12 protein-coding genes are annotated in these 10,687 nt (G+C 70.0%); 10 read left to right on the top strand and 2 right to left on the bottom strand.

The annotated features are described in order from the left end of the window. The first annotated feature begins 4 nt into the window (after nt 1-4). The 10 genes from urtE (at nt 5) to IPG65_RS09445 (ending at nt 8,251) form a co-directional block, all read left to right on the top strand. Nucleotides 5-709, top strand: coding sequence for an urea ABC transporter ATP-binding subunit UrtE (urtE, locus tag IPG65_RS09490; RefSeq protein WP_293188965.1), 705 nt, complete (start codon nt 5-7; stop codon nt 707-709). A gap of 108 nt (nt 710-817) precedes the next feature. Further along, nucleotides 818-1,294: a bacterioferritin gene (gene bfr, locus IPG65_RS09485; RefSeq protein WP_293188964.1), complete on the top strand. Its 477-nt coding sequence runs from the start codon at nt 818-820 to the stop codon at nt 1,292-1,294. Nucleotides 1,295-1,626: 332 nt separating this feature from the next. After that, on the top strand, nt 1,627-3,795 hold the full coding sequence (locus tag IPG65_RS09480; RefSeq protein ID WP_293190026.1) for a TonB-dependent siderophore receptor: 2,169 nt from the start codon (nt 1,627-1,629) through the stop codon (nt 3,793-3,795). A gap of 71 nt (nt 3,796-3,866) precedes the next feature. Beyond that, nucleotides 3,867-4,556, top strand: a complete 690-nt coding sequence (locus tag IPG65_RS09475) for a Fe2+-dependent dioxygenase (protein ID WP_293188963.1) — start codon at nt 3,867-3,869, stop codon at nt 4,554-4,556. A 56-nt stretch (nt 4,557-4,612) separates the two neighbouring features. Then, a complete protein-coding gene (locus IPG65_RS09470; RefSeq protein ID WP_293188962.1) occupies nt 4,613-5,764 on the top strand; it encodes an alpha-hydroxy acid oxidase in 1,152 nt (383 codons plus the stop codon). Nucleotides 5,765-5,780: 16 nt separating this feature from the next. Next, a complete protein-coding gene (locus IPG65_RS09465; protein ID WP_293188961.1) occupies nt 5,781-6,005 on the top strand; it encodes a (2Fe-2S)-binding protein in 225 nt (74 codons plus the stop codon). Nucleotides 6,006-6,177: 172 nt separating this feature from the next. Then, nucleotides 6,178-6,885: an energy transducer TonB gene (locus IPG65_RS09460; protein WP_293188960.1), complete on the top strand. Its 708-nt coding sequence runs from the start codon at nt 6,178-6,180 to the stop codon at nt 6,883-6,885. A gap of 7 nt (nt 6,886-6,892) precedes the next feature. Next, a complete protein-coding gene (locus IPG65_RS09455; protein ID WP_293188959.1) occupies nt 6,893-7,609 on the top strand; it encodes a MotA/TolQ/ExbB proton channel family protein in 717 nt (238 codons plus the stop codon). Nucleotides 7,610-7,613: 4 nt separating this feature from the next. Beyond that, the gene (locus tag IPG65_RS09450) at nt 7,614-8,036 is read left to right on the top strand and encodes a biopolymer transporter ExbD (RefSeq protein WP_293188958.1); all 423 of its coding nucleotides are present in this window, start codon (nt 7,614-7,616) and stop codon (nt 8,034-8,036) included. A gap of 8 nt (nt 8,037-8,044) precedes the next feature. Beyond that, complete coding sequence (locus tag IPG65_RS09445; protein ID WP_293188957.1) at nt 8,045-8,251, top strand: hemin uptake protein HemP; 207 nt, start codon at nt 8,045-8,047, stop codon at nt 8,249-8,251. Between the two features lie 243 nt (nt 8,252-8,494). On the opposite strand, the gene IPG65_RS09440 is transcribed toward IPG65_RS09445, so the two are convergent. Then, on the bottom strand, nt 8,495-9,325 hold the full coding sequence (locus tag IPG65_RS09440) for an urease accessory protein UreD (RefSeq protein ID WP_293188956.1): 831 nt from the start codon (nt 9,323-9,325) through the stop codon (nt 8,495-8,497). Between the two features lie 172 nt (nt 9,326-9,497). Further along, nucleotides 9,498-10,613: an iron-sulfur cluster carrier protein ApbC gene (gene apbC, locus IPG65_RS09435; RefSeq protein ID WP_293190024.1), complete on the bottom strand. Its 1,116-nt coding sequence runs from the start codon at nt 10,611-10,613 to the stop codon at nt 9,498-9,500. Between the last annotated feature and the right edge of the window lie 74 nt (nt 10,614-10,687).

Raw genomic sequence — 10,687 nt, 5'->3', positions numbered from 1 at the left:
CACCATGCTCAGCGTCCAGCACATCCACCAGTACTACGGCGGCTCGCACATCCTGCGCGACGTGAGCTTCGAGGCCCGGCCCGGCGAGGTCACGGTCCTGCTGGGCCGCAACGGCGTGGGCAAGACCACGCTTCTGAAGTCGCTGATGGGCCTGGTGCCGATCAGGAGCGGCCACATCACCTTCGACGGCCGCGCGCTCGACCGCGCCACGCCCTACGGGCGTGCCCGCGCCGGCATGGGCTTCGTGCCGCAGGGGCGCGAGATCTTCGCCCGCCTGACGGTGGAAGAGAACCTGCGCATGGGCCTGGCCTACCGCCCCGCCGGCACGCCGATCGCGCCCGAGCTGTTCGAGCTGTTCCCTGTCCTGCAGCAGATGCTGCACCGGCGCGGCGGCGACCTGTCGGGCGGGCAGCAGCAGCAACTCGCCATCGCCCGCGCGCTGGCGCCGGGGCCCAGCCTGCTGATCCTGGACGAGCCGACCGAGGGCATCCAGCCGTCCATCATCAAGGACATCGGCCGTGCCATCCGGCGGCTGGCCGAGCACGGCTGGCAGGGCCGCCGCATGGCCATCGTGCTGTGCGAGCAGTATTACGATTTCGCGCAGGAGCTGGCCGACCACTACCTGGTGATGGAGCGCGGCGAGATCATCGCCCGCGGCCTGGGCCGCGACATGGAGGACGACGGCGTGCGGCGGCTGGTGGCGATCTGAACCTGGAAACGACATGGGAAGCCTTCGCATTACGAAAGTCCCCGCACTTGCCGCTGCCCGCGCGACTTCTAGAATCTCGCCCCACTCAAGCACACAAGGAGAGCGCACATGAAGGGCGACCCGAACGTCATCAAGCACCTGCAGGCGCAGTTGAAGAACGAGCTGACGGCCATCAACCAGTACTTCCTGCACTACCGCATGCTCAAGCACTGGGGCCTCGACAAGCTGGCCAAGAAGGAATACGAGGAATCCATCGGCGAGATGAAGCACGCCGACCAATTGATGGACCGCATCTTCATGCTCGACGGCCTGCCCAACCTGCAGGACCTGGGCAAGCTGAGCGTGGGCGAGGACGTGCCCGAGATCCTGCGCTGCGACCTGCAGGCCGAGGTCGGCGCGCAGGCCACCATCAAGGACGGCATCCAGCACTGCGAGCAGGCGCGCGACTACGTCTCGCGCGATCTGCTGCAGGACATCCTCGACGACACCGAGGAGCACATCGACTTCCTCGAAACGCAGATCGAGCTGATCGACAAGGTCGGCGTGCAGAATTACCTGCAAAGCCAGATGGGCAAGCTGGACTGACCCGGCCGCTCTTCGGCGCACTCACATTCAGGGGCCACGCGGCCCCTTTTTTGTGCCTGGAAGTTGCCTATTTGCAACAATCACAATGAAAATCATTCTCATTTTTCCTTAGAATCAGCCTCTGCGCTGCATGTCAGCGAGCGGCCGTCCGGCGGATTTCCCCTGCTCGGCGCGTGACCGGATCACCAGAATTCCTTTTTGCAACTCGTTGAGCCCTCACCATGTCCATGACACCAGATTCGAAGCCAAATCAGCCCCTGGCCCGCACCCATCAATCTCCAAAAGCTATCATTACTGAAGCAGGCGGCACGGCCCTGTTGCCGCTGGGCGCCATGCTGCTGGCCGGCTCGCTGAGCTCGGCCGCCTTCGCCCAGGCCACGCCGCCGGCCGGCGCGGCGGCCACGCTGCCCACCGTCACGGTGCAGGATTCGGCCCTCGACGGCGCCACCCACAGCAAGACCCAGTTGCGCGCGACCCGCACCGAAATCGGCAAGGGCAACCAGGAGTTGCGCGACATCCCGCAGAGCGTCACGGTGATGACCGAGAAGCTGATCCAGGACCGCAACATGGACGACTTCCGCGAGGTGCTGCGCGCCACCGCCGGCGTCACCTTCCAGGCCGGCGAGACGGGCGAGGAAGACGTGCGCCTGCGCGGCTTCTCGCTCGGCCAGGCCGGCGACATCTACCGCGACGGCATGCGCGACGCGCCGCTGTACGAGCGCGACACCTTCAACGACGACCGCGTCGAAGTCATCAAGGGCTCGGCCTCCATGCTGTTCGGCAAGGGCTCCACCGGCGGCGTGGTCAACCAGGCCAGCAAGCAGCCCTTCCTGATGGACCAGCACGAGGCCAACGTGACGCTGGGCACCGGCAACACGGTGCGCCTGCAGGGCGACTTCAACTTCAAGACCGGCGACGACGCCGCGCTGCGCCTGAACGTGATGGGCCACGACGCCAAGAACTGGGGCGCCAAGCAGCGCAAGTTCGGCATCGCGCCCACCTTCCGCTGGGGCATCGGCACGCGCGACGAGTTCTCCGTCGGCCTGTACTACCTCGACATCGAGGGGCGCTCCAGCTACAGCCACCCCTGGATCATCACCAACAACCAGATCAACCCGACGCTGAAGGCCAAGAACTTCTACGGCCTGACGGGCGACCACCTGGACACCTCGGCCAAGTACGCCACCCTCGGCCACACCCACCGCTTCGACAACGGCGGTGAGCTCAAGACCCGCCTGCGCGCCGGCCAGTACGAGCGCGACCTGCTGGGCAGCCCCATCGGCTTCGCCGCGGCCACGCGCCCGACCATCGTGAGCGACATCACCGACGCCACCGAGCTGACGCGCGGCTCCAAGGGCCGCATCGGCAAGAGCGACGTCATCCTGCTGCAGAGCGACTATGGCAACACGTTCGAGCTGGGCGGCAAGAAGCACCACGTCCTGACCGGCATCGACTTCTACGACGAGGACGCGCGGCGCAACAACAACTACCCGCTGCCCGCCACGCCGGCCCGCCCCAACACCACCGTGGGCACGCCCAACGATGGCGCCTGGGTACCCGACACGCGCGCCACGCCCGTGCCCTACAACACCTTCAAGGCACGCAGCATCGGCGCGTACCTGCAGGACACCATCGCGCTGAACGACACCTTCAAGTTCGTCGGCGGCATCCGCTTCGACCACTTCAAGGCGTCCTACCGCAACGCCGACGGCTCGCTCAGCAACGAACGCACCGACAACATGTGGAGCCCGCGCCTGGGCCTGCTGTACCAGCCCAGCGACACGGCGTCGTACTACGTGTCCTACGGCCAGTCCTTCAACACCTCGGGCGACGCCTACCAGTACGGCGTGAGCGTGGGCGCCAACACCGGCCGGTCGGCCCGCACCCCGCCCGAGAAGAGCCGCAACTTCGAGATCGGCGGCAAGTGGGACCTGTTCGACAAGCGCGCGCTGGCCGGCGTCGCCCTGTTCTACAGCGAGAAATACAACGAGCGCAACACCGACCCGGACAGCGCCGCCATGCAGGAGCTGCTGTCCGGCAAGCGGCACGCCGCCGGGATGGAGTTCAACTTCGCCGGGCGCGTCACCCCCGCCTGGGAGGTGTTCTGGAACCACACCTGGATCCCCAGGGCCAAGATCGACAAGAGCAACGTGGTGCTGAACCCCGCCGGCACCGGCGCGCAGGTCGAGGGCGACCGCCCCGGCCTCACGCCCCGCCACAGCGGCAGCGTGTGGACCACCTACCGCGTGCTGCCCCAGTTGCGCCTGGGCCTGGGCGCCAACTACCGCGGCAGCCAGAACCCCGACGGCCAGCGCACCTACAAGGCCAAGGGCTTCATGACCTTCGACGCCATGGTTGAATACGCGTTCACCGAGAAGACCACGCTCAAGCTGAACGTCTCCAACCTGACCAACAAGCTCTATGCCGACGCGCTGTACCGGGGCTTCTATGCCCCCGGCGCGCCGCGCCGGGTGGAGCTGACGCTGAAGACCCTGTTCTGATGCGCCCCGCGACGCCGTGACCACCCCGCAGCCGCCCCCAGGGCGGCTGCGGTCTTTTCCGCGCACGCCCCATGCCGATCCACCTCAAGCAATTGCTCACCCCCGACGAACTGGCCCAGGCGCGCGCGCTGCTGCAGGCCGGGGACGCCCCGTGGATCGACGGCCGCCGCAGCGCCGGCGAGCAGGCCCTGCGGCAGAAGAACAACCTGCAGCTCGCGCAGGACAGCCCCGCCGCCACCGCGCTGCGCGCGCTGGTGCTGGCCGCGGTGCAGCGCGACGCGCTGCTGTTCTCCGCCGCGCTGCCCAAGAAAATCTTCAACCCTCTGTTCAACCGCTACGGCGACCAGGCCAACCACTACGGCGCCCACGTCGACGGCGCCGTGCTGCACTCGCGCGCCACCCAGCAGTGGGTGCGCACCGACGTGTCGTGCACGGTGTTCCTCAGCGCGCCCGACGAATACGACGGCGGCGAGCTGGTGGTGCAGGACACCTGGGGCGAGCAGGCCATCAAGCTGCCCGCCGGCGACGCCGTGCTCTACCCCGGCACCAGCGTGCACGAGGTGCGCCCCGTCACGCGCGGCACGCGCCTGGCCAGCTTCTTCTGGATCGAGAGCATGGTGCGCGGCAGCGAGCAGCGCCGCCTGCTGTTCGACATGGACATGGCCCTGCTCGCCCTGCGCCAGCGCCACGGCGAAAGCGAGGAAGCCACGCGCCTGGCCGGCACGTACCACAATCTGCTGCGCCTGTGGGCCGACACCTGATTTCAGGCGTTTTTGCACCGTAGCCCGTACCCGTATTGCGCCAAAAGCTATCAAAAATGCAGCAATCCGTCCCTCTCGACGCCACCCTGGCCGACCAGGCCGCCGAGGCCCGGCGCCGGCTCGACCCGGCCGCCTGGGCCTACATCGAGGGCGGCGCGGGCGACGAGCTGACCCTGCGCGCCAACCTGGACGCCTGGCAGCGCCTGCCGCTGTGGCCGCGCGTGCTGCGGCCGCTGGCCGGCGGCCACACCCGCACCCAGCTGGCAGGCCGCGCGCTGGCGCACCCCATCCTGCTGGCGCCGGTCGCCTTCCAGAAGCTGGCCCATGCCGACGGCGAATGGGCCAGCGTGCTGGCCGCCGCCGCGCAGGGCGCCGGCGTCATCCTTAGCACCCAGTCCAGCGTGCCCATGGAGCGCGTGGCCCAGGCCGCGCTGGGCGAGCCGGGGCGCGGGCCGCTGTGGTTCCAGCTCTACTGGCAGGCCGACCGCGGCTTCAACCTCGCCCTCGCCCAGCGCGCCGAGGCCGCGGGCTACGAAGCCCTGGTGCTCACCGTGGACGCCCCCGTCCACGGCGCGCGCGACCGCGAGCGCCGCGCCGGCTTCGCGCTGCCGCCCGGCATCAGCGCCGTGCACCTGCAGGGCGCCCCCGCCGCCCTGGGCGACCCCGGCACCTTCTGCGCCGGCCTGCCCGCCGCCGCGCCCACCTGGGACGACGTCGCCTGGCTGCAGGCGCGCACGCGCCTGCCCGTGTGGCTCAAGGGCGTGCTGCACCCGCTGGACGCGCGCCAGGCGCGCGCGCTCGGCGTCGCCGGCCTCGTCGTCAGCAACCACGGCGGCCGCACCCTGGACACCCTGCCCGCCACCGCGCAGGCGCTGCCCCTGGTGCGCGACGCCGTCCAGGGCGCGCTGCCCCTGATCGTCGACGGCGGCATCCGGCGCGGCACCGACGTGCTCAAGGCCATCGCCCTGGGCGCCAGCGCCGTGCTCATCGGCCGCCCGGTGATGAACGCCCTGGCCGCCAACGGCGCCCTGGGCGTGGCGCGCGCCCTGCGCCTGCTGCGCGACGAACTGGAGATCGCCATGGCCCTGACCGGCTGCCGTACCCTGGCCGAGGCCGGGCCGGCGCTGCTTTCCCCTATCGGCAACATAGCTGTTGACAATGAGAATAGCTCTCATTTAATATCACCCCCATCGATGGGAAACCCCTGATCCAGCCCGCTTCATCATGATCGTCTGTGTCTGCAACCGAGTGTCCGACCGCGAGATCGCGCGCCATGCCCACGTCGGCATGAGCTTCGACGACATCCAGCTCGAGCTGGGCGTGGCGACCTGCTGCGGCCGCTGCGAGGGCTGCGCGCGGGATCTGGTGGCCCAGTGCAACGCCAGCCGCCCGGTCGCGGCGCTGCACGACGCCGGCGCGGCCGACGGCAGGGCCTGGGCGCATGCCTGACCCGGTGGGCCGGCCATGCACCTGTCCGCGATGATCGCCACCCTCGGCGCCCTGGCCCTGGTGGTGGGCGCGCTGCTCTGGGTGCTGCGCCGCTGACCGCTCCTTTCTTTTTTCGGGCGGGCCGGGATATCCCTCCACGGCCTGCCCATCGATTGTTCGATTCTTGTCCCTGATGTCGCCCTCGACGCTCCCCGCCCTGCCCCGCCTGAGCCGCAACGCCGTGATCATCGGCGGCGTGGTGCTGATGCATGGCGCCGCCTTGTGGGCGCTGCAAAGCGGCCTGCTCAAGCGCGCGGTGGAGGTGGTGGTGCCGGCCGAGATCCTGGCCGAATTCATCGCCCCGCCGCCGCCCCCGGCCCCGCCCGCCCCGGCGCCCCTGCCCGTGGCGCAGCCGCCCAAGCCCGAGCCGCCGAAGCCGCGCGTCGCCGCGCCCGCCCCCAAGCCGCGCCCCGCGCCGCGCCCGGAGCCCGCGCCGCTGGCGGTCCAGGAGGCGGCGCCGACGGCGCCGGTCGTGGCCGCCGCGCCGCCCGAGCCCCCCGCACGCGCCCCCGTGGCCGCGCCGGTCAGCCCGCCGGCGCCCCCGGCCCCGCCGGTGGTGGTGCTGCCGTCGTCCAACGCGTCCTACCTGAACAACCCGAAGCCGTCCTATCCCGCCATGAGTCGCCGCCTGGGCGAGACCGGCCGGGTGGTGCTGCGCGTGCTCATCGGCACCGATGGCCGCGCTCAGGAGGCCCACATCCAGCGCTCCAGCGGCTACGAGCGGCTGGACCAGGTGGCGCTGGAGACCGTGCGCGACCGCTGGCGCTACCAGCCGGGCACGCGCAACGGCGTGCCGGAGGCGATGTGGTTCAACGTCCCGATCAATTTCGTACTGGAGTGAGTGGAGAATGAATTCCCAATTTGGACTTTTGCACGTCTGGACCCAGGGCGACTTCGTCACCCGGGCCGTGCTCCTGGCGCTGGTCGGCATGTCGCTGGCGTCGTGGATCGTGATCCTGATCAAGGCGCTGGACGTGGTGCGCGCCAAGCGCCAGGCCGCCCGCGTGGAGAGTTTCTGGCACTCGTCCGACATGGCCGAGGGCCTGGCCAAGCTGGGCCAGGGCGAGGGCAACCCCTTCCGCGACCTGGCCGTCGAAGGCCGCGAGGCCGCCGCCCACCACCGCGCCACCAAGGCGCAACTGCACGACACGCTGGACGTGAGCGACTGGATCTCCAGCGCGCTGCGCAACAGCATCGACCACACCACGTCCGGGCTTCAGGTGGGCCTGGCGATCCTGGCCTCGGTCGGCTCCACCGCGCCCTTCGTCGGCTTGTTCGGCACCGTCTGGGGCATCTACCACGCGCTGATGAACATCGGCGCCGCCGGCCAGGCCAGCATCGACCGCGTGGCCGGCCCCATTGGCGAGGCGCTGATCATGACCGCGCTGGGCCTGGCGGTGGCCATCCCCGCCGTGCTGGGCTACAACGCGCTGGTGCGCGGCAACAAGTTCATCCTGGGCAAGTTGAACCGCTTCGCGCACGACCTGCACGCCTACTACGTGACGGGCGCGCGCATCACCGCCGCGTCCAGCGACGGCAACATCGTCGCCATGAAGAAAGGCTGAAGCCATGGCCGGATTCACCGCCGACGACCAGGACGAGATGATGGGCGAGATCAACATGGTCCCGTTCATCGACGTGATGCTGGTGCTGCTCATCATTTTCATCATCACCGTGCCGGTGATGAAGCACGCGGTCAACGTGGAGCTGCCGCGCGCCAGCAACGAGAAGGAAAACGTCAAGCCCGAGACCCTGCGTCTGACGGTGCAGGCCGACGGCACCTACTTCCTGGGCGACGAACGCGTCGACGACGACCAGTTCGCCCGGCGCCTGCAGGCCGAGGGCCAGAAGAACCCCCAGCCCGACCTGCACATCCGCGGCGACCGCGACGTGCGCTACGAGCGCGTGGCCCAGGCCATGGCGACCGCGCAGCAGGCGGGCCTGAAGAAGATCGGCTTCATCACCGAACCGCCGCGCGACGCGCTGCCCTGAGGAGCACCATGCGACACACCGCCGACTCCACCGCCGCCACCACCGGCCGCCGCACCCTGACGCTGCCGCCGCAGCCCATCCAGGTCGAGGCCGCGCCGGCGCCGCTGCCCAGCGACCACCTGCTGCAGGGCCGCCGGACGATCGAGATCAGCCACAACGGATCGGTCTACCGCCTGCAGACCACCCGGCTGGGCAAGCTGATCCTGACGAAATAGCGCGCCGCCGGCTGGGCGGGTCCTCCCGGGATTCGCCGCCGGCCTCGCCCACCCGCTCATCGTGGGAAGCGCCGCAGGGCGCTTTTTGACAGAGTCAGCCAGGTAGGCCCTTCCAGGCCGGCCCAGCCAGCTCTCTTTTCCCAAACCCAGCCGATTTCAAGTCAAAACATCCTCTAGCCAGCACCGGCATTGCGTTGGCAGCTATATCAACGATAGCAAACGGCGAGACGATATCGCCCCCGCTCACATCGCCCAGATGCGCGGCGCGGCGTCCGGCAGCCCCCACAGCGCCTGTCGCCACGCGCCGCGCACGCGGCGCAGCAGGTCGAAAGCCGGCTCCACCACCGGTGCCAGGGTGCGCACCACCACCACGCGCGGACCGGGGCGGGTGGCGCCCGCGAAGGCTTCGAGCGCGTGCCCGGCGATCGCGCCGCGCGCCGCCTCCAGCGCCTGCTCCGCGCGCCCGCGCGCCAGCGGCTCGCCGGCGACGAAGAAGACGCTCGCCAGGCAGCGCCGCCCCGCCAAACCCAGCGGGCCGTCGAGCAGGCGAGCATCGTCCGCGCCGATGCGGCCGCGCTCCAGCCACGCGCCGGGCACTTCGACGTGCTGCAGCACGCTGCCGCGCACGAAGGGCTTGCCGGCGTGCGGCAGGCCCAGCGCGGCGATGTCCCAGCCGATCAGCTCGCCGCCCGGCGCCACGTCGATGCGCAGCCGGTTCTCGGCCAGGCAGCCGCTGTAGTACAGGGCTTCGAGCGGCAGCCATTCCAGGCGCGCCCGCTCGGCCACCGACAGCTCGGCGCGCTGCACGCCGGGCAGGCCCTCGCTGGCGTAGAAGCGCGTCGCGCCGGGCGTGGTCACCAGGCCGTGCGCGCCGGGCGCCGCGCGCACCCGCAGGTCCAGCGTGTCGCCGCCCACCACGCCGCCGGGCGGGTGCACCAGCACGTTGTGGCACACCGCGTCGCCCTCGGGGTACAGGCTCTGCAGGATGCGCAGCGGGCCGTCGTGGCGGTGCCGCGCCACGCTACGGCCGGCGTGCACGGTGTAGTCGAGTTGCAGGGCGGCGGGCCAGACCATGCGGCGAGGATAACCGCCGCCCGCCACTATCGGAAAAGAAGCAGGCGGCGGTTCAGGAACGCTTGCTCACCGTGGTTGAGGGAACGCCATCGCCGTAATTTCAAGCCGAATCGGCCTACAGCCCGCGCCAGATCTACACCATCAGCTACCAATAAAGTAGCGCCCTTCCGGCTCAGGTATCGCGCGAGATGGTGATCGACGGGAACTTGCTGGAGAAGTCCTTGGACCGCGCCGCGATGCGGACGGCGACCTGGCGCGCCATGGCCTTGTAGATGGCGGCGATCTCGCCGTCCGGCTCGGCCACCACGGTGGGGCGGCCCGAGTCGGCCTGCTCGCGGATCGACAGCGCCAGCGGCAACGCGCCCAGGTAGTCGATGCCCTTCTCGGCGGCGTAGCGCTTGCCGCCGTCGGCGCCGAAGATGTGCTCGACGTGGCCGCAGTTCGAGCACACGTGCACCGCCATGTTCTCCACCAGTCCGAGGATGGGCACGCCCACCTTCTCGAACATGGCCACGGCCTTGCGCGCGTCGGCCAGGGCGATGTCCTGCGGCGTGGTGACGATCACCGCGCCGGTCAGGGGCACGCGCTGGCTCAGGCTGAGCTGGATGTCGCCGGTGCCGGGCGGCAGGTCGATGACCAAGTAGTCCAGGTCGCGCCAGTTGGTCTGGCGCAGGAGCTGGTCGAGCGCCTGCACCACCATCGGGCCGCGCCAGATGACGGCCTGGTCGGGGTCGATCAGGAAGCCGATCGAGTTGGCCTGCACGCCGTGGTTGCTGAGCGGCTCCATGCTCTTGTCGTCCACGCTCTCGGGCCGGCCGCTGATGCCCAGCATCATCGGCTGGCTGGGGCCGTGGATGTCGGCGTCCAGCACGCCCACGCGCGCGCCCTCGGCGGCCAGCGCCAGCGCCAGGTTGGCCGCCGTCGTGCTCTTGCCCACGCCGCCCTTGCCCGAGGCCACGGCGATGATGTTCTTCACGTTGGGCATCAGGGGCACGCCGCGCTGCACGGCGTGGGCGATCACCCTCGTCGACACGTTCACCGACACGTTGCCCACCCCCGACACGCCACGGACCGCCGCGATCAGCGCCTGGCGCAGCGCCGGCACCTGGCTGGCGGCCGGGTAGCCCAGCTCGACGTCGAAGGACACGTCGCCGCCGTCGATGCGCAGGTTCCTGAGCTGCTTGGTGGACACGAAATCCTGCCCCGTGTTGGGGTCGATCACGGCCGCCAGGGCCTGCCGCACGTCTTGTTCCTGAATGCCCATTTGATTTGCTCGACTCCGGTTCAGCCGGTAGTCTAAGGCGCTGCCCGCCCCTGCCACGCCAGCACCTCGCCCGATGCCCACGAAAGCCCGCCTCGCGA

Origin of the sequence: Ottowia sp., from assembly GCF_016703145.1 — a bacterium.
Classification (GTDB): domain Bacteria; phylum Pseudomonadota; class Gammaproteobacteria; order Burkholderiales; family Burkholderiaceae_C; genus Ottowia.
The sequence above is the reverse complement of the archived record's forward strand: the minus strand, read 5'-3'. Positions and strand labels throughout refer to the sequence as shown.

What these genes read in the sequence shown, in the direction of transcription:
- urtE (WP_293188965.1), top strand. Translation starts at nt 5, where the DNA reads ATGCTCAGCGTCCAGCACATCCACCAGTACTACGGCGGCTCGCACATC.
- bfr (WP_293188964.1), top strand. Translation starts at nt 818, where the DNA reads ATGAAGGGCGACCCGAACGTCATCAAGCACCTGCAGGCGCAGTTGAAG.
- IPG65_RS09480 (WP_293190026.1), top strand. Translation starts at nt 1,627, where the DNA reads ATGCTGCTGGCCGGCTCGCTGAGCTCGGCCGCCTTCGCCCAGGCCACG.
- IPG65_RS09475 (WP_293188963.1), top strand. Translation starts at nt 3,867, where the DNA reads ATGCCGATCCACCTCAAGCAATTGCTCACCCCCGACGAACTGGCCCAG.
- IPG65_RS09470 (WP_293188962.1), top strand. Translation starts at nt 4,613, where the DNA reads ATGCAGCAATCCGTCCCTCTCGACGCCACCCTGGCCGACCAGGCCGCC.
- IPG65_RS09465 (WP_293188961.1), top strand. Translation starts at nt 5,781, where the DNA reads ATGATCGTCTGTGTCTGCAACCGAGTGTCCGACCGCGAGATCGCGCGC.
- IPG65_RS09460 (WP_293188960.1), top strand. Translation starts at nt 6,178, where the DNA reads ATGTCGCCCTCGACGCTCCCCGCCCTGCCCCGCCTGAGCCGCAACGCC.
- IPG65_RS09455 (WP_293188959.1), top strand. Translation starts at nt 6,893, where the DNA reads ATGAATTCCCAATTTGGACTTTTGCACGTCTGGACCCAGGGCGACTTC.
- IPG65_RS09450 (WP_293188958.1), top strand. Translation starts at nt 7,614, where the DNA reads ATGGCCGGATTCACCGCCGACGACCAGGACGAGATGATGGGCGAGATC.
- IPG65_RS09445 (WP_293188957.1), top strand. Translation starts at nt 8,045, where the DNA reads ATGCGACACACCGCCGACTCCACCGCCGCCACCACCGGCCGCCGCACC.
- IPG65_RS09440 (WP_293188956.1), bottom strand. Translation starts at nt 9,325, where the DNA reads ATGGTCTGGCCCGCCGCCCTGCAACTCGACTACACCGTGCACGCCGGC.